Annotated in this window: 18 protein-coding genes and 1 other RNA gene; 9 read left to right on the forward strand and 10 right to left on the reverse strand. The window is 64.9% G+C overall.

Annotated features, from left to right (window positions below):
• The first annotated feature begins 2 nt into the window (after positions 1–2).
• Positions 3–1301, forward strand: coding sequence for a lipid IV(A) 3-deoxy-D-manno-octulosonic acid transferase (gene waaA / locus NFH98_RS00095; protein WP_349622088.1), 1299 nt, complete (start codon positions 3–5; stop codon positions 1299–1301).
• Between the two features lie 6 nt (positions 1302–1307).
• On the opposite strand, the gene rpiA is transcribed toward waaA, so the two are convergent.
• Complete coding sequence (rpiA, locus tag NFH98_RS00100; RefSeq protein ID WP_045990979.1) at positions 1308–1982, reverse strand: ribose-5-phosphate isomerase RpiA; 675 nt, start codon at positions 1980–1982, stop codon at positions 1308–1310.
• A gap of 204 nt (positions 1983–2186) precedes the next feature.
• On the opposite strand from rpiA, the gene ilvA reads away from it, so the two are divergent.
• Entirely contained in the window at positions 2187–3749 is a 1563-nt protein-coding gene (ilvA, locus tag NFH98_RS00105) for a threonine ammonia-lyase, biosynthetic (protein WP_260425355.1), read from the forward strand.
• Positions 3750–4136: 387 nt separating this feature from the next.
• Here the strand turns inward: ilvA and NFH98_RS00110 are convergent, their stop codons facing one another.
• The 3 genes from NFH98_RS00110 to NFH98_RS00120 form a co-directional block, all read right to left on the reverse strand.
• Positions 4137–4757: a 5-formyltetrahydrofolate cyclo-ligase gene (locus NFH98_RS00110; protein WP_253554819.1), complete on the reverse strand. Its 621-nt coding sequence runs from the start codon at positions 4755–4757 to the stop codon at positions 4137–4139.
• Between the two features lie 36 nt (positions 4758–4793).
• Positions 4794–4978: non-coding RNA, 6S RNA (gene ssrS, locus NFH98_RS00115), on the reverse strand.
• A gap of 210 nt (positions 4979–5188) precedes the next feature.
• The gene (locus tag NFH98_RS00120) at positions 5189–5500 is read right to left on the reverse strand and encodes a cell division protein ZapA (protein ID WP_349622089.1); all 312 of its coding nucleotides are present in this window, start codon (positions 5498–5500) and stop codon (positions 5189–5191) included.
• Positions 5501–5732: 232 nt separating this feature from the next.
• Here NFH98_RS00120 and NFH98_RS00125 point away from each other — a divergent pair, with 232 nt between their 5' ends.
• The 3 genes from NFH98_RS00125 (at position 5733) to NFH98_RS00135 (ending at position 9633) form a co-directional block, all read left to right on the forward strand.
• Complete coding sequence (locus tag NFH98_RS00125; protein ID WP_045990983.1) at positions 5733–6317, forward strand: UPF0149 family protein; 585 nt, start codon at positions 5733–5735, stop codon at positions 6315–6317.
• A 470-nt stretch (positions 6318–6787) separates the two neighbouring features.
• Positions 6788–8116: a 2-octaprenyl-6-methoxyphenyl hydroxylase gene (ubiH, locus tag NFH98_RS00130; protein WP_349622090.1), complete on the forward strand. Its 1329-nt coding sequence runs from the start codon at positions 6788–6790 to the stop codon at positions 8114–8116.
• Between the two features lie 254 nt (positions 8117–8370).
• The gene (locus NFH98_RS00135; protein WP_349622091.1) at positions 8371–9633 is read left to right on the forward strand and encodes a UbiH/UbiF/VisC/COQ6 family ubiquinone biosynthesis hydroxylase; all 1263 of its coding nucleotides are present in this window, start codon (positions 8371–8373) and stop codon (positions 9631–9633) included.
• 39 nt (positions 9634–9672) lie between these two features.
• On the opposite strand, the gene NFH98_RS00140 is transcribed toward NFH98_RS00135, so the two are convergent.
• The 3 genes from NFH98_RS00140 to gpmI all read right to left on the reverse strand — a co-directional run bounded on the left by NFH98_RS00140 (position 9673) and on the right by gpmI (position 13894).
• Positions 9673–10977 (reverse strand): S41 family peptidase, encoded by a 1305-nt coding sequence (locus NFH98_RS00140; RefSeq protein ID WP_348827365.1) that lies wholly within the window; start codon positions 10975–10977, stop codon positions 9673–9675.
• Positions 10978–11048: 71 nt separating this feature from the next.
• Entirely contained in the window at positions 11049–12200 is a 1152-nt protein-coding gene (locus NFH98_RS00145) for a murein hydrolase activator EnvC family protein (RefSeq protein WP_348827366.1), read from the reverse strand.
• Between the two features lie 122 nt (positions 12201–12322).
• Entirely contained in the window at positions 12323–13894 is a 1572-nt protein-coding gene (gene gpmI / locus NFH98_RS00150) for a 2,3-bisphosphoglycerate-independent phosphoglycerate mutase (RefSeq protein ID WP_108449612.1), read from the reverse strand.
• Positions 13895–14388: 494 nt separating this feature from the next.
• On the opposite strand from gpmI, the gene NFH98_RS00155 reads away from it, so the two are divergent.
• The 3 genes from NFH98_RS00155 to NFH98_RS00165 are packed head-to-tail and all read left to right on the forward strand — an operon-like array spanning position 14389 to position 16137.
• Positions 14389–14811, forward strand: coding sequence for a rhodanese-like domain-containing protein (locus NFH98_RS00155; protein ID WP_349622092.1), 423 nt, complete (start codon positions 14389–14391; stop codon positions 14809–14811).
• A 43-nt stretch (positions 14812–14854) separates the two neighbouring features.
• Positions 14855–15397 (forward strand): protein-export chaperone SecB, encoded by a 543-nt coding sequence (gene secB, locus NFH98_RS00160; protein ID WP_045990989.1) that lies wholly within the window; start codon positions 14855–14857, stop codon positions 15395–15397.
• Entirely contained in the window at positions 15397–16137 is a 741-nt protein-coding gene (locus NFH98_RS00165; RefSeq protein WP_348827367.1) for a 16S rRNA (uracil(1498)-N(3))-methyltransferase, read from the forward strand. Before secB ends, NFH98_RS00165 begins: the two co-directional genes overlap by 1 nt.
• A gap of 127 nt (positions 16138–16264) precedes the next feature.
• Here the strand turns inward: NFH98_RS00165 and NFH98_RS00170 are convergent, their stop codons facing one another.
• Positions 16265–16777 (reverse strand): helix-turn-helix domain-containing protein, encoded by a 513-nt coding sequence (locus tag NFH98_RS00170; RefSeq protein WP_348827368.1) that lies wholly within the window; start codon positions 16775–16777, stop codon positions 16265–16267.
• Positions 16778–16931: 154 nt separating this feature from the next.
• Here NFH98_RS00170 and NFH98_RS00175 point away from each other — a divergent pair, with 154 nt between their 5' ends.
• On the forward strand, positions 16932–17420 hold the full coding sequence (locus NFH98_RS00175; RefSeq protein ID WP_348827369.1) for a DUF2938 domain-containing protein: 489 nt from the start codon (positions 16932–16934) through the stop codon (positions 17418–17420).
• 417 nt (positions 17421–17837) lie between these two features.
• Here the strand turns inward: NFH98_RS00175 and NFH98_RS00180 are convergent, their stop codons facing one another.
• Both NFH98_RS00180 and NFH98_RS00185 read right to left on the reverse strand, forming a co-directional pair.
• Positions 17838–18890, reverse strand: coding sequence for an Ldh family oxidoreductase (locus NFH98_RS00180; RefSeq protein WP_222516245.1), 1053 nt, complete (start codon positions 18888–18890; stop codon positions 17838–17840).
• Positions 18887–20401, reverse strand: a complete 1515-nt coding sequence (locus NFH98_RS00185) for a tripartite tricarboxylate transporter permease (protein ID WP_045995208.1) — start codon at positions 20399–20401, stop codon at positions 18887–18889. Before NFH98_RS00185 ends, NFH98_RS00180 begins: the two co-directional genes overlap by 4 nt.

The following is a 20401-nucleotide window of genomic DNA, read 5'->3' on the forward strand; positions in this document are numbered from 1 at the left end:
GGGTGAGCTGGCCACGGCTCGCCTACTCAGGCGCCATCGGGCTGCTGTCGCCGCTGATCTGGCGACGGGTCTGGCGCGAACAGCTGCCGGATCGCGCTCGTGGCGAGCGGATGGGCTGTCTGCGGCCCTTCGCCGACGAGCGCCCGCGGCTGTGGCTGCACTGCGCCTCGGTGGGCGAGGTGGTGGCGGCACGACCGCTGATACGCGCCCTGCGCCTACGCCACCCTGATCACCGACTGGTGGTCAGCACCATGACCGCCACCGGTGCCGAACGAGTGCTCTCGCTGGTGGACGACGTTCCCGAGGCCGAGGCGGCCGCTCCCCTGAGCCATGTCTTCGTGGCGCTCGACTTTCCCGGCGCCGCGCGCCGCTTTGTCCAGCGTCTGGCCCCTCGTCAGGCGATCTTCTTCGAGACCGAGCTGTGGCCGAACCTGCTGAGGGCCTGCGCCAGGCGGGGTATCCCGGTGGCGGTGGTCAATGGCCGCCTGTCGCCCCGTGCCTTTCGTGGCTATCGGCGCCTGCGCCCGCTGATGGCCGAGTCGCTGGCCTGTGTCGACTGGCTGGCGGCCAAGTCCGGTGAGGATGCCGAGCGTTTCGTCGAACTGGGCATGGCGTCCGACCACATCCAGGTCGTAGGATCGATGAAGTTCGACATGGCCCTTGATGATGCATCCCTGAAGGTGAGTGAGCGCTTGCACGCAGCCATCGGGCATCGCCCGATCTGGGTCGCCGGGTCCACCCATTCCGGTGAGGATGAGCTGCTGCTCGGGGTCCAGCGCCGCCTTCAGGCGCGCTTTCCCGATATCCTGCTGGTGCTGGTGCCGCGCCATCCGCAGCGCTTCGAAGAGGTCGCCAGGCTGTGCCAGGAGGCCGGCTTCGAGACCGTCAGGCGCTCCCGGGGACGCGTCCCCAGCGCCAGGGCAGAGATCTATCTTGGCGACAGCATGGGTGAGCTGCAGGCGCTTTACGGTACCGCGGACCTGGCCTTCGTCGGCGGCAGTCTGGTGCCCATCGGCGGCCACAATCTGCTCGAACCCGCGCTGATGGGTGTGCCGGTGGTGACCGGCCCGCATCTCGACAATTTCGAGGACGTGGCCCAGCTGCTGAGAGACGCCGGCGCGCTGGTCGAGATCGCCGACGCCGACGAGCTGGTCGAGCGTGTCGCCGCGCTGCTCGAGGATGCAGAACAGCGCAAGCGGCTGAGCGAGGCCGGGCAAGGTGTCATCGACACCCACCGGGGTGCGCTGGAGGCCACCCTCGCTGGCCTGGACCGGCTGCTTGGCCACAGCCAAGGCAGGTGACCGGGCTCAGGCGGGTAGATGCCGGCTGATGCCGTCGGCGCCGCCGATCAGCAGGATATCCGCCGGACGAGCGGCGAACAGGCCGTTGGTCACCACTCCGACGATCGCGTTGATGCGGGTCTCCAGGGCGACGGGGTCATCGATGTCGAGGCCGTAGCAGTCGATGATCTGATTGCCGTTGTCGGTGACCACGCCCTCGCGGTAGACCGGATCGGCGCCAAGCTTGACCAGTTCCCGGGCGACGTAGGAACGGGCCATGGGAATCACCTCGATGGGCAGCGGGAAGTCGCCCAGGCGCTCGACCCGCTTGGAGGCGTCGGCGATGCAGATGAAGGTCTTGCAGCAGGCCGCCACGATCTTCTCGCGGGTCAGCGCGGCGCCGCCACCCTTGATCATCTGTAGGTGGGCGTTCACTTCGTCTGCGCCGTCGACATAGACCGGCATAGTGCCGACTTCATTGAGCTCGTAGACGTCGATGCCGTGCCCCTTCAATCGTTGGGCGCTGGCCTCGCTGCTGGCCACCGCTCCGCGGAAGTCCCCGCGCAGCTCTGCCAGGCGGTCGATGAAGCAGTTGGCGGTGGAGCCGGTACCGACACCGATCACGATGTCACGGCCGAGCATCGGGCGGACCTCGTCGATGGCGGCGGCAGCGACGGCGTCCTTGAGTTCGTCCTGGGTCATGGAATACCTGCGATGGGGAGCGTGAGAAGAGGAAAGCTGCGGCCATTATAGGGCATCGCGAAAGACGGAAGAAACGCTGTGTGGCGTGTCACCGTGGTGCCTGGGCTCCGCCCGCTTCCGCCCTCATCGCGGTCGCGGCAGCTCGGCACTGAGGCAAGCAATGTCTGCCTGGGGTGGCTGGCGCTGGACGTTGGGCGTGAGGCGATGCTAACAATAGGGGTTTTGCCCGCCTCCCTCACGCTGGATACCAGAATGCTCGAAGCTACCGTCAAGAAGATTCTCCAGGCCCGGGTCTACGAAGCCGCCCGAGAAACGCCGATCTCACCTGCGCCCATGCTGTCGCGACGGTTCAACAATCAGATTCTGATCAAGCGTGAAGACCTTCAGCCGGTGCACTCCTTCAAGGTGCGCGGTGCCTACAATCGCATGGCTCACCTGACCGATGAGCAGAAAGCCAAGGGCGTGATCGCCGCCTCCGCCGGGAACCATGCCCAGGGCCTGGCGCTGGCGGCCAAGCAGATGGGCGTCAAGGCGGTGATCGTGATGCCGCGCATCACCCCGGAGATCAAGGTGGCTGCGGTACGCGGCTGGGGCGCCAAGGTCATCCTCAAGGGCGACGCCTTCGCCGCCGCCGCAGAGCACGCTCAGGAGCTGGTCGAGGCCCACGGCTACACCTATATCCCGCCGTTTGACGATATCGATGTGGTCGCCGGACAGGGCACCGTGGCCATGGAGATCCTGCGTCAGCACAGCGGCCCCATCGATGCGGTGTTTATTCCGGTGGGCGGTGGTGGCCTGATCGCCGGCATGGCGGCCTACATCAAGTACCTGCGCCCGGAGATCAAGGTGATCGGGGTGGAAGCCGAGGACAGCGCCTGCCTGAAGGCCGCGCTGGAGGCCGGTGAAAGGGTCATCCTTGAACAGGTCGGGGTGTTCGCCGAGGGCGTGGCGGTGGCGCAGATCGGCGAGATTCCCTTTTCCCTGATGCGGGACCTGGTGGACCAGGTGATCACCGTCAACACCGACGAGATGTGTGCGGCGGTGAAGGATATCTTCGAGGATACCCGGGCGGTGTCCGAGACCTCCGGCGCGCTGTCGCTGGCCGGTCTCAAGAAGTACATCCAGGAGACCGGGGCCGAGGGCCAGACCCTGATATGCATCAATTCTGGCGCCAACACCAACTTCGATCGGCTCCAGCATATCGCTGAGCGTACCGAACTCGGCGAACAGCGCGAGGCGATCCTGGCGGTGACCATTCCCGAGCGACCTGGCAGTTTCAAGAAGTTCTGCCGCACCATCGGCAAGCGCATGGTCACCGAATTCAACTATCGCTACGCCGATGCCGACCAGGCCCACATTTTCGTCGGCATACAGGTCAAGCCGGGCGGCGAGGATCGCCAGGCGCTGATCGGCAAACTGATCGAGGCGGGCTACCCGGTCGAGGATCTGACCGACAACGAACTGGCCAAGCTGCATATCCGTCATCTGGGCGGCGGCAGGCCCCGTACCGAGTTCACCGAGGAAGTCTATCGCTTCGAATTTCCCGAGCGCCCAGGCGCGCTGATGAACTTCCTGACCCATCTGCCCCAGGACTGGAACATCTCGCTGTTCCACTACCGCAACCACGGTGCTGCCTATGGTCGGGTGCTGGTCGGCATGCAGATTCCCAACGGGGATCGCTCCCACGTCGAGGAACATTTTGACGCCATTGGCTATCGCTATTGGAAGGAAAGTGACAATCCCGCCTACCAACTGTTTATGGCATAGCCATGGCGGGATGACGTCTTGGAAGTCGAGGCAAAGCGGCGTATCCTGCGCGCGCAAGCGCTGACTTACTTGCTGGGCATGATGACGCCTGGCTGACGGGCTTCATCGTGGAAGCGTGATGATTGCCATACGTGGGTGATCACCCTATAGTCTGAGTCAGTCGCTTTGACCACAACATCAAGACAATACGGCAAGCGGCCGTATGAAGGGAGTCAGGAATGAAACGCAAGCCCGATCTGATCATGTCACTGGTGCTGGTGTTCGGCCTGGGAGTCGTGGCGACCGGCTACGCCCAGGCGCTGGTGGGAGGTTGAGGCACCAGGCACCATGGTCACGACATCGGCATAGATCCAACTCCGGCCGCCCTCAGGGGCGGCCGGAGGCGTTTCAGGCAGGGCGGATCACTCTTTGATCACTGACGATGGCGTTCAGCGGCACGTCCCAGGAGGCCACCGGCAGGCGTTCGACGCGCTGGACGTCATGGGCCAGGCCGATCAGGCGTGGCCTGGGGCCGCCCTGTCCGCTGTCGGGATGGGCGAAGGCCAGGGTGCGATCGTAGAAGCCTCCACCCATGCCCAGGCGCTGGCCGGCGTCGTCGAAGCCCACCAGCGGTAGAAGGATGGCGTCCAGCGCCCAGGGCGGCAGACGGCGCGACGGATGGGCGCCGTGACGGCTGCAGGGTTCGCTGATGCCGAAGCGATTGGCGACCATGGGGGTGTGCTCGTCGTAGCGGACGAACCACAGGCGATTGTCGCTCAGGGGGCGCAGCACCGGAAGATAGGCCTGGGCGCGCCGCTGGCGTAGCCAGTCGAGCAGGGGGCGAGGATCGATCTCCCCGTCATTGGGCAGGTAGAGCGCCACGCGACGGGCACTCAGCAGTTCAGGAAGGCGACGCAGGCGAGCCAATAGTGACTGGCTGGCGGCCTGCTGCTGGCGCGGGCTCAGGGCCCGGCGGCGGCGGCGTAGTTCGCGCCGCAGCTCGGTACGTGACAAGTGTCCGAGCGTCATCTGTGCGTCAATGGAAGAGCGCAGATCGTTCATTCGAGGTTCCCCAGAGTGCCGCTGTCGTTCTGGCCCTTGAACCCATAGGTTCAAGGTGGGTGGCCGCAGCCGAGCCGTCAGGCTTTCCGTCGCACGGACTTGCACACGGGCCCGGCTAGCATTTGGCCCCCTGGGTACTGCGCATAGGCTCGAGGGACTGTAACGACTGGCGCACACCCCAGGGAACTCCTCCATGCTACCAGACCGGGGCCTGGCGCCAAAGTGAAGATGCCTTCGAGTGCTTTAGGAGGCAGTGTCGACCAGGCGCGCTGGTCGCGAGACACCAGCAAGGGGATGAGGTGCTGGCACGGCTCTCGCAGATGAGGCGGGGCGCGGACCACCGGGGCGTTACGGGACGTGGTGCGGGTTTAGGTACCGAAAGCCCTGATCAGCCTTGATCAGACGTCGGAATCGCGACTCGGCGCCTTGGCGAGCGCCTGCTCCAGGCGGGTGTTCAGCTCGCTCAGACTGGCTTCGCCTGCACGCTTTTCGTCACGCAGGCCAAGCAGTTCGTGGGCCAGATTGAGTGCAGCCATGATGGCGATCTTCTCCCGATCCACCACCTTGCCCTGGGCGTGGATCCCCTGCATGGCCTGGTCCAGATAGCGGGCAGCACGCTCCAGTCCCTCCTGCTCCTGGGGGGCACAGGCGATGGTGTAGGGGCGTTCTAGCAGCGTAATGTCGGTGGTATGCCGCTTGGTGTCATTCATGGGCCTGGCTCCGGGGCGGGCCTTGGCTAACGCAGCGCCGAACGGGCAGGATGCGTTACCATCGGGGATCGATTGCGAGTCACTATAAGAGAGCCTTCAGCGGGGGGTCAACGCGACACCTCAAGACGGGAGCACCGACGGCGCTTACCGATGCCATTGGCAAGCGGCTTCTGGTCACCCCGGGGGCGCCGCGGTATTGCCACCCTGAACCTCTTCTTCAGCGGATATCATCATGTCTTTGATCAACGAACGCCAGGACTTCTCCACCATCGCCGACACCTTTTTGTTGCATGGCAGCATGCAGTCGCCGGCCTTTCTCGACGGGCGCCTGTGCGCGGCACTCGGCCTGCACGACCTCACCGCCGAGGCCTGGCTCGAGGAGGTCTGCCTGACCCTCGGGGTCGACCAGCCCAGAGACGAGCCCAGCGCCGAACGTCTGCTCGGCTGGCGCCGCCAGACCCTGGACGCCCTGGCCAGCACTGAGCTGAACTTCGAACCGCTGCTGCCTGATGAGATGTTCTCGCTGGCCGAGCGGGCCCAGGGCCTCAAGGAGTGGACCCTCGGCTTTCTCGAAGTGGTGGAGGATGCAGGCGACGCGCCCAGAAAGAAGTGGTCCGAGCCGCTCAGGGAGGCCATCGAGGATCTCGCGGGTTTGGCCGCCATCGAGACCGATATCGACGACAGCGCCGAGAACGAAAACGACCTCTTTGCCCTGACCGAACACGCCCGCATGGCGGCGATGCTGCTCTATACCGAACAGCACCCTGGCACCCCGCAGGTCGAGCAGGTCGACGAGACGCCTCCCACCACCCACTGACGCTTGCCAAAGTCCCGAACGATGCCTGCAAAGTTCGGGATTTTTCCCTCCTTTTCCCGTCGCCAGAGCCTGCTATGCTGGATGGTGTGATCGATCCGGCAGCGCACTTCTGGGCTCGAGTCGCCAGCGAATCGGCCGCTTACCTATCCTTGGCGATCATGCCTTTCTCGGCGATCACAGCTTTTTCATCGGTGCGTGCCTCTGGTGTGTTGGACTCTTCTCGCCGCCGCCCGGGGCGCCGCCGCTGGTCGACGGCCGGGTAGTCGTGGACCGGATGATCGTCGGATTACCGCGCACATGGGTGCGCCAATTTTCCAGAAGAGTGTCGTGTCGCAGGTCCTGCAAGGGAGGGATGCTGGTGGTTGAGTTATAAATCAGGGTGCTGTTTCGCCAGGGCAGTTGGTGGCTTTATAGCCAACTAGCACGCTAATAAATGTTTGATTACGTAAAGTTATTACAGGAATACAGTAATGCCGCAAGACACCCCCGAGAGCACTGTGGAACCAACGGCAAGCCGCCTTTCAGCGAACGCCCCTCAGGCGTCTTGCCAGGAAGGTGGCCATGCGGTCGAGCGGGTCGACGTGGCGATCATCGGCGGGGGGCTGGTGGGGGCGAGCCTGGGGGCGGCCCTGGCGGAATTGATCGAACACTCCGGCCTCAAGGTCGCGGTGGTCGAGGCCGCACCGATGGCACCACTCGCACCGTCGCCGCAGGAAGCGGCGCCTTCGGCGGGTGAAGACGACGCCTGGCAGCCAAGCTTCGACGCCCGCGCCAGCGCCATTGCGGCGGGGTCCGCCGCGCACTTTTCGCGCCTCGGGGTGTGGTCGGCCATGGCCGCGAAGGCCAGCGCGATCTCGCTGATCCATGTCAGTGAGAAGGGACGCCTTGGTGCGACGCGCCTGCGTGCTGACGAAATGGGCGTCGAGGCGCTCGGCTACGTGGTACCCAACGCCTGGATGGGGCGGGTGCTGCATCGCCGCCTGGCCGAACTGCCGCTCGACTGGCACTGTCCGGCTCGGGTGGAGCGTATCGAACCCGTGGCCGCAGGCCATCGTCTGTGGTTGTCCAGCGGCAGCGTGCTGGAGGCCGGCCTGACCGTGCTGGCCGACGGCGGTCGCTCTGGCCTCAAGGAGGCGCTGGGGATCGAGAGCGACGCGGCCCCCTACGATCAGGTGGCAATGATCGCCAATGTCGCGGTCGGGCGCCCCCACCAGGGCGTTGCCTACGAGCGCTTCACACGGCAAGGCCCGATGGCGCTGCTGCCGCTGCCGGGCCAGGCCATGGAGCTGGTGTGGACCCACGAAAAGGGCAGCGAACAGCGCCGACTGGCATTGTCGGACCGCGCCTTTCTCGAAGAGCTGCAGGCCGCCTTTGGCGATCGAGCCGGCGCCTTCGTCAAGGTCGGCCAGCGTCACGTCTACCCGCTGTCGCTGGTCACCGCGCGGGAGACGACACGGCCGGGACTGGCGGTGCTGGGCAACGCCGCCCACGCCCTGCATCCGGTGGCGGGCCAGGGCTTCAACCTCGCGCTGCGAGGGGTGATCGACCTGGTCGAGGCCATCGAGCAAGGGCTCGAGGCCGGCCAGGCGCCTGGCAGCGCGGCGACCCTGGCCGCCTTCGAGCGACGCCGCGAAACGGACCAGCGCAATGTGGTGCGCTTCAGCGACGGCCTGATTCGGCTGTTCGGCATCGACCAGCCACTGCTGTCCCACGCCCGTGCCGCGGGACTGATTGGCCTGAACCTCGCAGGGCCGCTGAGGCGGGGCCTCGCCAGGCGGGCCATGGGCAGCGAACGATAACTGGGTAGGGGCAACCCTGGCCCGTTGGTGTCATCTGGCTCACAGGGCCTTCCCATGGCGTCAGGCAGCCTTCAGGCACTGCCCCTGAAAGCCTGGCGGTCGAGCATAGGATTGCCCTTGGCGGTACACTGGGTGCGCTGCGTTGCCGCGACCCTGAGGGCGAATCCGCAAAGGACCCCTGAGGGCGAATCCGCAAAGGCACGTGGTGCAAGCGAGTCAGTGATTGTCAGGAAGACTGGGAGAGCGAGACGCCGATGAAGGAGCAGGCAGAGGGTTCAGCCGCCAAGGCAGCGCCGACGGGAGTCGATGTGGTGATCGCCGGTATCGGCATGGTAGGTGCCGTACTGGCCGTGCTGCTGGCACGGGAAGGCTGGACGGTCGCCATGGTGGACCCGCGTCCGGGCCCGCTGGACTCGGATGACCTGCCGGGCAGTGTGCCGGCGCCCCGCGTCAGCGCCCTGACCCCGGTGTCTCGACGGTTGCTGGAAGGCCTCGGTGCCTGGCCGCGCATCGACGCCTGGCGCGCCACGCCCTACACCGCCATGCAGGTGTGGGACGCCGATGGCTCCGGCGAGGTCGGCTTCCGCGCCGATCAGGCCGGCGTACCGGTGCTTGGCCATATCGTCGAAAACGATGTGATTCTTGCGGCGCTGGAAGCCGAGCTGTCGAGGCTGCCTCAGGTGCAACGCCTGCATGGTCGCAAGGTGGTGGCGCTGGACGACGGCGCCGTTCGTCGGCGGGTGACCCTGGATGATGGCAGCGTGCTGGCCGCCCCGCTGGTGGTCGGCGCCGACGGTGCACGTTCACCGCTGCGCGAACTGGCCGGGATAGCGGTACGTGAACAGGACACCGGGCAGTGCGCGCTGGTGACCACGGTGAAGACCGAGCGGCGTCACGGCGGTGTAGCCCGTCAGGCCTTTCTGGCCACCGGCCCCCTGGCCTTCCTGCCGCTGACGGTGGCGGGAGACAGCCACTACTGCTCGATCGTCTGGTCCACCACCCCGCAGGAAGCCGAACGTCTTGCGGCACTCTCGCCGGCGGCGCTGGGCCAGGCCATGGCCGAGGCGCTGGATCATCGCTTGGGTGCGGTGGAGGTGCTGGATGAGGCCAGGAGTTTTCCGCTCAGCCAGCGCCACGCCGAGCGCTACCACCTGCCGGGGCTTGCGCTGATCGGCGACGCCGCTCACAGCATTCACCCCCTGGCCGGCCAGGGGGTGAATCTGGGCTTTCTCGATGCGGCGGTACTGGGCGAAGAGTTGCTGAACGGACGCCGTCGTGGTGTAGCACCTGGCGGCCCGAGCCTGCTGGCACGCTATGAGCGACGTCGGCGTGGCGATAACGCCATGATGCTGGTGCTGATGGAAGGCTTTCGGCGTCTGTTCGGCAGCCGCCACCCGGGCCTGACGCTGGCGCGCAACCTGGGGCTTTCCGGCGTCGACCGGTTATCTCCGATCAAGCGCCTGATCATGCAGCAGGCCACCGGCTCACGTGGGCGCCTGCCGCTTAGCTGTCGCTAGGGGGCAGGCAGAGTGCGGGCCAGGGCCTTGTCGCCCGGCCTAGCGCGTGTCGCGCTGACTGATCACGTTCAGCGCCTTCAGCAGATTCAGTGCCTCGCCCAGCTGGTAGTCGCCGTCCAGCCGATCGCTGCGGCTGCTGCCGGCGCGATCTCCACCATCGCCAAGATGTCCTTCCAGGTCAGACTCGCGAATGCGCAGGTTGCTGGTATCGGCGACCTCGAGCCGGCCGCGCACGACCTCGACGTCGGGCTCGATGCCCTGGGCCTGGATCGAGCGACCGTTAGGGGTGTAGTAGAGCGCGGTGGTCAGCTTGAGCCCTTCACCATTGCCCAGCGGCATGATCTGCTGCACCGAGCCCTTGCCGAAGCTTTCGGTGCCCATCACCACGCCTCGGCGCTGGTCCTGCAGGGCGCCGGCGACGATCTCTGCAGCGGAGGCGCTGCCGCCGTTGATCAACACCACCAGCGGCACGTCCGGCGCCGCGGTGCGTTGGGTTGCCGAAAAGCGCATGTCGCTATCGGACAGGCGCCCCTCGGTGTAGACGATCAGGCCACGGTCGAGGAAGGCGTCGGCCACGTCCACCGCCGACTGCAGTACGCCGCCGGGGTTGTTGCGCAGGTCCAGCACGATGCCTGACAGGGCCCCCTGGTCGCGCAATTCGGTCAGGGCATCCTCTACCTGCTCGCCGGTGCGGGCCTGAAACTGACTGACGCGCAGATAGCCGTAGCCGGGCTCGAGGATGTCGCTCTTCACGCTGTCGGTACGGATGATTTCCCGGGCCAGGGTGACCTCACGTGGAGCACCATCGCCGGCGCCGACCACGGTCAGGCGAATCTCGGTGCCTGGCTCGCCACGCATCATGTCCACCGCTTCCTGCAGGGATAGCCGATCGGTGGGGGTCTCGTCGATGCGCAGGATGGCGTCCTGAGCCTGTAGTCCCGCGCGCTCGGCCGGGGTGTCGTCGATCGGCGAGATCACCGTCAGCTGGCCGTCGTCGAGCCCGACCTCGATGCCGATCCCGCCAAACTCGCCTTCGGTGGTCTCCCGCAGGTTGCGATAGGCTTCGGCGTCGAGGTAACTGGAGTGGGGGTCCAGCTCCGAGAGCATGCCGCGCATGGCGTTCTTGAGCAGGGTCGCATCATCGACCTCTTCCACGTAGCCGCGCTTGATCCGCTCGAACACCTCGGAGAAGGCCTGGATCTCGCTGATCGGCAGATCATCGTCGGTCGCCTGGGCGCTGGCCAGCGAAGGCCAGGCCAGGGTCGCGGCGAGGCACCACGCAAGGCAAGTCCCGGTCAGTGTCTTGAGGCGCGAGGGACGGTGGGCGGCTCGGGGTTCGGTCATGCGGTCTCCGCTCGACGTAGGGGCAAGGTTCAAGCATAGCCTTAGGCCGGATGGTTGAAAATGGCGTGTGCTCAGCGCCGCGCGATCCAGCCACCAGGATCGATGGGGTCTCCGCCTCGGCGTACCTCGAAATACAGCCCCGGAGCGTCGCGGCCTCCGCTGACGCCGACGCGGCCCAGTGTCTGGCCACGCTCCACACGGCTGCCGACCTCCGTCTCGAAGCGTTGCAGGTGGGCGTAGAGGGTCATCACCTGGTCGCCGTGGTCGACGATCAGCAGATTGCCGAAGCCGCGCATCCAGTCGGCGAACACCACCCGGCCGGGGTGAACCGCTTCGACCGAAGTCCCGGATGGCGCCTGAATCAGGATGCCGTTGCGGTGGACGCCGCGGGATTCGCGAAAGCGCGACAGCATCATGCCCTGCACCGGCCACGGCAGGTCGCCTCGGGTGCGCTCGATGGCGGTGGACGGCGGCGGGCGCTCGAGCCGTGCCATGGTTTCCTGCACCTCGCGCAGGACCCGCTCGGCGTGGGCCCGGTCCTGGTCCAGCGAGGCCAGCTTCGAGGCCTCGGTGTCGTAGCGTTGGTCGAGCTGTGCCACCAGCGCCTGACGCTCGCGGCTCTGCCTGGCCAGGGCCTGGCTACGGGCCGCCACATCGGCCTCCAGGGAAGCCAGCTCCTCGCTGCGGTGTTCGAGCTCGCGGCGGTTGTCATCCAGACGCTGGTCCAGTTCAGCGAGCAGATCGAGGCGCTCGTTGCGGGCATCGGCAAGATGGTTGAGATAGGCCTGCAGGCGGTCCAGTCGTGCTGGGTCGTCCTGATTCAGCAGCAGCTTCAACTGTGGTGTCAGGCCCATGCGATAGAGCGCATCGAGTTGACGACCCAGGGCTGCCCGCTGCTCCCGGCGTTCGGCTTCCATCAGTTCTCGGCGATGCGCAAGCTCGGCCATCTCCTGATCGAGCCGGCGGCGTTCGGCCTGCAGCGTATCCAGGCGCTGGTGGGTCTCGGCCAGTGCGGTTTCCACCTCGCGCAGGGCCTCGCTGGCCTGGTCGCGGGCGCTATCGGTGCTGGCCAGGCGCTGACTGGCCTCTTGAATACGCTCGCCGATGGCGTCGAGCCTTTGCCTGGCCTGCTGCTCGCTGGGACTGGCCTGAGCGAGCGGCAGGCCGGCCTGTGTCACAGGAGTGAGCGGCAGGCCACCCAGCCACAGGACCGCTGCCCCCACGGCGACAGCCGCGCGGACAAACCCACAACGCCGCCCCGGGCGGGGCGGCGTCGTACGTGGGGGTGGGCAGCTGCCGGGCTGGCGCCTCGATGGCGCGACTGGGGCTGCGGTGCGCAGAGGTCTCACGACAGCTCGATCAGTACCTCGCCGGTCATCTCCTCCGGCACCGACTCGCCCATCATGGTCAGCAGGGTCGGCGCCAGGTCGCACAGGCGACCGCCGTCCTTTAGCCGGGCCTCGCGGCTGCCCACGTACACCAGCGGCACCGGGAAGGTGGTATGCGCAGTCTGGGGGTTGCCGGTCTCGGGGTGCACCATCTGCTCGGCGTTGCCATGATCTGCGGTGATCAGGCAGGCACCACCGGCGCGCTCGATCGCTTCAACCACCCGACCCACGCACTTGTCTACCGCCTCGATGGCGGCCTTGGCGGCGTTGAAGTCACCGGTATGGCCGACCATGTCGCCGTTGGCGTAGTTGCAGATGATCAGGTCAAAGCTGCCGCCGTCGATGGCGTCGACCAGGGTGTCGGTGAGCTCGAAGGCGCTCATCTCGGGCTTCTCGTCGTAGGTCTTGACGTCCTGGGGTGAAGGAATCAGCTCGCGCTTCTCGCCCTCGAATTCCTTCTCGCGGCCGCCGGAGAAGAAGAAGGTGACGTGGGCGTACTTCTCGGTCTCGGCGATGCGCAGCTGGGTCTTGCCGCGCTTCTCCATGACCTCGCCCAGGGTGTTGTTCAGGTCGGCTGGCGGGAAGGCCGAGGGCGCGGGAATATCCGCGGCATACTGGGTCAGCATGACCAGGCCGTCGGCGGCCAGCGTCGGCTGTACTTGACGGTTGAAGCCGTCGAAGTCCTCGAGCACGAAGGCGCGGGTCAGCTCGCGGGCGCGGTCGGCGCGGAAATTCAGGAACAGCACGGCATCGCCGTCTTCGGCAGCGACCGGCTTGCCGTTCGGGCGCACGCTGGTGGCGGCGACGAATTCGTCGGTCTCGCCACGCTCATAAGCGGCGTCGAGGCCGGCTTCGGCGCTCTCGGCCTGGTGCTCGCCATGGCCCTCGGTGATCAGGCGATAGGCCTTCTCGACGCGGTCCCAGCGGTTGTCGCGGTCCATGGCGAAGTAGCGGCCGATGATCGAGGCGACGAAGCCGTTGTCCTGACCCACCAGCTCGGCGAGCTTGGCGTTGGCGCGCTCGATGGAGGCCCTGGCGCTCTTGGGGGCGGTGTCGCGGCCGTCGAGGAAACCGTGCAGGTAGATGCGCTTGGCGCCACGCCGCGCGGCCATCTCGGCCACCGCCAGCAGGTGATCCTCGTGGCTGTGAACGCCACCGGGGGACAGCAGGCCGAGCAGGTGGACCGCCTTGTCCGCCTTCACCGCCGCGTCGATGGGCGCGGTCAGCACGGCATTGTCGTCGATCTCGCCGTCTTCGATGGCCTTGGTGATGCGGGTGAAGTCCTGGTAGACGATGCGCCCGGCGCCGAGGTTCATGTGACCGACCTCGGAGTTGCCCATCTGACCGTCCGGCAGGCCCACGTGGCGGCCATCGGTGTGGATCAGGGTGTGCGGGCGTTGCTGCCACAGGCGGTCCATGTTGGGGGTGTCGGCGGCGGCGACGGCGTTGGACGCGGCGTCTTCATTGTGTCCATAGCCGTCGAGGATGATCAGCGCCACCGGGCGCGGTGCGGTCGCAGTATCCGTCATGAGGAATTGCCTCTAGCTCAAGATGACCTCGCCCGGCATCCTTTTGTTGGCGCTCGACGCCTGGCGTCGTCGCCGGATGTCCTGGGGTGTCGTGGGTAAACGCTGGTGCCTGGCGATTCGGAAAGCGCGCCCGACAATAAGATCGGCGCGTCTTCGTGAGTCTCGTGGCTTGCGGTTTCAGGCTCGCGACACGATCCTCCTTGCGGCATCATATCGCACGCTGGCAGCGGTCGTCATTGACCCGACGAGGCAGTGTCCGGAGGCAGGCGGCATCGCCCCCGAGTCGTGTATACTGGCCGCCCTGCGGCGGGTAGCGGTGATCGAGCGCGGGCATCGTACCTGCGTCTCGCGTCGTCCGGTCTGTAGACTGGACTCGCAACACCGGCCTTGAGGCACCGGTCTTGTGACATAGATCTTGTAACAAAGGCCATGGACGCCGATTTCGCCACCCAGGCCACCACCATTTTTGCATCCGACGAGAGTTAGCCGACCCCATGATCGATCAGCTGTTCGAATTTGTGCAGAATCACCCGTTGCTGGTGGCTGCCTTCCTGGCCGTGCTGACGGCCTGGCTGCTGTATGAGCTGCGCAACGCCAACGCCGGTGGCGTCACCACCAGCGAAGCGACCCAGATGGTCAACCGCGAAGACGCGGTAATTCTGGACGTTCGCGACAAGAACGACTTCAAGGCGGGACACATCGCCGGCGCTCGCAACATTCCCCAGAGCAGCCTCGATTCCCGTATCAACGAGCTCGACAAGGTCAAGGCCTCGCCCATCGTGGTGGTGTGCAAGCAAGGCCAGAGCTCAGGTGCCGTGGCGGCCAAGCTCAAGAAGGCTGGCTTCGAGCGCGTGTTCAAGCTCAAGGGTGGCATGACCCAGTGGCAGACCGATAACCTGCCCATCGTCAAGAAGTGACCGTCCGCACGATTTCTGATTACCCGATTCAAGGATCTTTCTCATGGCAGACGACAACAACCAGAACGCTGGCGCCCAGGCCGCCGGTCAGCAGGATCAGGAAAAGCCGCAGGTGCAGTTCTCGCTGCAACGCATCTACGTCAAGGACATCTCCTTCGAGGCGCCGAACTCACCTGGCGTCTTCGGTCAGCCGTTCAAGCCCAAGGTCGGCCTCGACCTGGACACCCGCAGCACCAAGGTTGCCGACGGCCTTTTCGAGGTGGTGATCAAGGTCACCGCCCAGGTCACCCACAGTGAGAGCGGCACCACCTGCTTCCTGGCCGAGATCGAACAGGCCGGCCTGTTCCGCATCACCGGCATCGAAGGTGACCAGCTCGACCACACCCTGGGTGCCTTCTGCCCCAACGTGCTGTTCCCGTACGCCCGCGAGTGTGTCGACAGCCTGGTCAATCGTGGTGGCTTCCCGCCGCTGATGCTGGCACCGGTCAACTTCGAGGCGCTCTACGCCCAGAAGAAGCGCCGCGAGGCCGAGCAGGGCGATGCTCAGGGCACTGCCCAGGGCGAGCAGGCGCCGACCGCCCACTGATGAGCGACGCCGCCTTCCAGGGCCCCCGCATCCACGTCGCCGCCGCGCTTGTCGCCGGCGGCGACGTCGTTCTGCCTGAAGGAGCCGCGCGACATGTGGGGCGCGTGCTGCGGCTCAAGCCCGGTGATCCCCTGGTGCTGTTCGACGGTCAGGGTCGCGAAGCCCGTGCCGACATCGCCGAGTCCGATCGCAAGAAAGTAAGCGTTCACATACTCGAAGTGCGCGATGGAAAGGGCGAATCGCCCTTGTCCGTCCATCTCGGGCAGGCGATCTCCAAGGGCGATCGCATGGACTACGCCATCCAGAAGGCGGTGGAGCTCGGCGTCGCCGCGATCACTCCGCTGTACACCGAGCACGGCGATGTGCGCCTCAAGGGCGAGCGTGAGGCAAAGAAGCTGGCCCACTGGCAGGCGGTGGCGGTGAGCGCCTGCGAGCAGTGCGGCCGCGCCACTGTGCCCGAGGTCAGGGCCCCGCAGGCGCTGAGCGAGTGGCTGGGCCAGCGTGACGAGGCGCTCAGGCTGGTGCTCCACCCGGGTACGCCAGGCGTGCTCGAGCGCGCCGAGCGCGTCGCCAGCGCCTGCGTGCTGATTGGCCCCGAGGGTGGTCTGTCCCCGCGCGAGGTCGAGGCGGCGACGGCACAAGGCTTTGCGGCGCTGACCCTGGGACCACGGGTCCTGCGTACCGAAACCGCCCCGGTGGTGGCGCTGACGCTTCTGCAATCACGCTTCGGGGATATGTAAGTGCTTACTTTAGGCGGCCAGCGTCGTCCCGGCTGACCCGATCCGGCGTCCTGATCCGCGTGTTGAAAAAGACCCGGCTCCTGTTTCGAGGAGCCGGGCCTTTTTTGCGCTAGTGGCAGAGATCCGTTCAGCCATCTCGTTTCAGTCTTGTTTGTCCATGCTGGGTTCTCGCCTCTTTTGCTCCATTCGCCCCTTTCGCCCCTCTCGCTGCTTTCGCTCCATTCGCCACTTGTCGTCCAGGCCCTCGCGCTGACTGCCTGGCAAGCGCGATGCGCATCAGGCGCTGAAAGGTGGGGCATTCCAGGTGGCGGGGTGCGGTGCAGGTCGTGGCATGGCGTAGGCCATCGCGGATCGCGCTCAATTGCTTGATGCGCCGGTCCAAGGCGTCCGCCTTGGCACCCAGTCTTTCGCGGTCGATGTCGGGTTTGCCTTCCTGGCCAAGCATGTCGCCTATCTCGGCCAGCGAGAACCCGGCTGCCTGTCCCAGGGCGATCAGCGACAGGCGTGACAGCACGTCCGGCGCAAAGACCCGCCGCAGCCCACTACGTCCGATCGAGCGGATCAGCCCGATCTCTTCGTAATAGCGCAGTTTCGACGCGGCGACGCCGCTTTGCCGGGAGACCTCGGAGATGTCGAGCATGGCGCTTGACCTCAAGTTTACTTGAGGTCGTAAGCTACTTCGGCTTTGCCTGAATCTGCAAGAGAGCGCGCGACCTTGCCGTCTCTTGACCCTCAGGATGCGTTTCTCTTCGATCGGCTCGGCAGCGGGCTCTCTCTGTTGGAGGAGTAGTGCAGTGGCAGAACTTCTGGTTGATGCCCTTTGGCTTGGCGTGGGGGCGACCGCCTTCATGGATGTCGTCGCGCTGGCGCAGCGCCGGGTACTCGGCATTCCCTCCCTGGATTACGCCCTGGTGGGGCGCTGGCTGGGTCACCTGGCGGGAGGCACTGTCGTCCATCGCCCCATCTCGGGAAGCGCGCCGATACGCGCAGAGGCGGCGCTGGGGTGGACGTTTCACTATCTTACGGGCGTGGTGTTCGCCCTGGTGTTTCTGGTGCTTGTCGGATCGGATTGGCAGCAACGACCGGTGTTCGTGCCCGCGCTGGTGTTCGGTGTGGTGACGGTGCTCGCCCCGTTTCTGGTGCTGCAACCGGGGTTGGGCGCAGGCATCGCCGCCCGCAGGACCCCTCGGCCTAACATCGCCAGGCTTCGCAGCCTGACGGCGCACGCAAGCTTTGGTATTGGCCTTTGGGTAGCCGGGCTTGGGGGCATGCTCGCCTTCTAGGGCTTGTCTGAAAAGTGCCTGCGCTCGGTAATACGGCGTTAAAAATCGGCTGGTGCGCCAGCCCGGTCAAAATGCTCATTTACACCCCGTAAACTGCGCTTTCTCACCGATTTTTGCCTTGTCTAACCTTCGCTCGTCGACTTTTCGGACAGCGCCTAGGGCGCGTACGACGAGCGCCTGAGCTCTGCAATACCGGCGTGTAAATTCGTGCCAGTGAGCGCTTACATACTGGCTGGGCGTGGTTGTCCAGCCTTTCCCCCGCAGGACGCCAATAGCCTCTCGTGCATAGCCCGGCTCATGTGAGCCGGGCTTATGTGAGCCGGGCTTATGTGAGCCGGGCTATCCAGGAAGCCGGGACGAGGGACAACGCCCTGGTTCATTCGTCCCTGGCGCAGCATTGCGGTCAGCCTTGATGGCTCAAACGTCCAGGGTTCCTTTCAATGACGAATCCTCGATGGCGCTGCGAAGCTCTGCGACCACTTCGCCGGGAAGCGGGATGCCCTGATCGAGAAACTCGGTGCGGCGCCTGAGCCCCGATTGGCCTGGCAGCCGCACAGGACGTTCGGGGTCAACGGGCTTGGCTTGCAGACAGGCTTCGACCAGGTGGTCGGTTTCGTCGAGGAAGTCGCTGCTCCCTGCAAATAGTGCCGGATCGATCACCATGACGGTCACCGAGGCCCCCCACCCACTTGGATCGTCCTTCCGTCCGAAGCCACCAAGGGCCGAGGTCAGTGCCTCGACCATCAATCCCATGGCAAAGCCCTTGTGGCCAAACTCGCGCCCACCAAGCGGGAGAATGCTGCCCTGAGGGTCCGTAAAGTAGTCAGCGGGGTTATCGCTGACGACCCCCTGGTTGCTGAGAATGACCGGATGATCGAGCCTTGAGCCCTCGGCCCTGGCCTTGGCCACGCTGCCGTTGGTGACGGTGGACATGCTGACGTCCAGCATGATCGGCTGGATTCGGCTCGGGATTCCCATGGCGATCGGGTTCGGTGTGTAGACTGGGTCGAGCCCACCGTATGGGGCCACCGACTTTACCGCCGGGTCAGACGTCATGATGATCGGCATCAGCCCCTGATCGACGAAGGGCTTCAGATAGGAGGCCAGGCAGGCAATGTGGTGGGATCGCTTGATGCTGACGATACCGATCCCCGACGTCCTGGCCGCATCAGCACTTTGCTCAAGCGCCTTCTGGACCAGGTAAGGGCCGAGGATATAGTGTCCGTCGTAGGCCGCCGCCACAGGGCTGATCTGGCGGGATTCGAGCAGCGACGCATCACCACGTGCATGGCCGGACTTCAAGTCCTTGAGGTAGCCGTTGGCCAGTTTTACCCCATGGGTATGGTGTCCCAGCAGGTCCCCCTCGATGAGGATGCTGCTGGTCGTCCGACTGACTTCTTCGGATGCGCCGGCCTCTCTGAAAAGTGTCACCAGGACATCTTCCAACCACGGTGTCGTATAGCGTCTCATGATAATTCCTGTGCCTTGTTGGAGTTGGCGTGCTTGAACTTCTTGTAGGCCATGGTCAGCAACGGCGAGAGCCACAGCAGAATGACGAGGGCGCCTAGCCCTGCGCTGATCGGGCGTGAAAAGAAGGCCAGCAGGTCGCCATTGCTCTTGAGCATGGAGCTCATGAAGTTATTTTCCAGGGTAGTGCCCAACACCAGCCCCAGGATGGCGGGCGCCATCGGGAAATCGCACCTCGCCAGGATCGATGCCACCGCGCCGATAATAAGCATGATCCAGACATCGGTAATCGAATTGTTGATCGAAAATGCGCCAACGATGCAGAAGCAAAGGATAATCGGCATAAGTACCTTCCTTGGCGTCAGGATAAATACTTTTGCCGACCGTATTGCGGCATATCCAATGGGCAGCATCACCAGGTTAGCCAGGAAAAAGACGACAAAAAGCGCATAGATCAACCCACTGCCATCCATGAAGATGGTGGGGCCGGGGTTCATGCCCTTCATGTACAGCACCCCGATGACGATGGCCGTGATGGAGTCTCCCGGGATGCCGAACACCAAAGCCGGCACCCAGGCGCCGCTGATGCCAGAGTTATTGGCGGAGCTGGCATCGACAATGCCTTCAATATGGCCCGTCCCGTATGCCTCCTTTTGCTTTGAGCGACCTTTGCCCACGGCGTAGGAAATCCAGGCGGCTATGTCGGCACCGGCACCAGGGAGCGCCCCGATCAGGGTACCGATCGATCCTCCGCGAAACATGTTGGGCCAGTAGGCCTTCAGGTGTCCTGGAACTTGGCTGAAGACGCTATCCTTGGAAAGCGACGGCATTGCTCTACCATCGCCACGTGAACCATAGAAGAGCATCAACTCGTTGAGCGCGAACATGCCGATCATGACCGGTATGAAGTTGATCCCGGCCATGAGGTCCGGGATGCCGAAGGTAAAACGAGGAGCACCACTCATCATGTCCAGCCCGACAGTGGACAAGAGAAGGCCGATCATCAATGACAGGAAGGCCTTTACCCTGGAGCCGATAGCGATAAAGATCGAGCAGCTCAAACCCAGCAAGGCCAGCCAGAAATACTCGAATGAACTGAACTGAAGAGCGACCTCCGCCAGTGACGGAGAAACGAAGACAAGAATAATGGTGCCGAAGATTCCACCAAATACCGAGCAAACCAGGTTGACGCCAAGGGTTTCCCGGGCCCGTCCGGACCGCGCCAGAAGGTGGGAGTCACCTACATAGGCAGCGGAGGATGGTGTTCCAGGAATATTCAGATAGGTCGCAGGAATGTCGCCGGAGAATATCGCCATGGCAGATGTGGTCACGATCGCCGCGATAGCCGGAACCGGATCCATGTAAAAGGTGATCGGTACCAGCAAGGCCACCGCCATGGTAGCCGTAAGACCTGGTACGGCACCAACGAAAACACCAAAGACGGAGGCGGCTAGAATGACGAGCAAGGTCTCGACATTGAAGACTAGCTGTAACCCTAGAAGAATGGTATCCAT

The organism is Halomonas sp. H33-56, assembly GCF_040147035.1.
GTDB lineage: Bacteria > Pseudomonadota > Gammaproteobacteria > Pseudomonadales > Halomonadaceae > Halomonas > Halomonas litopenaei.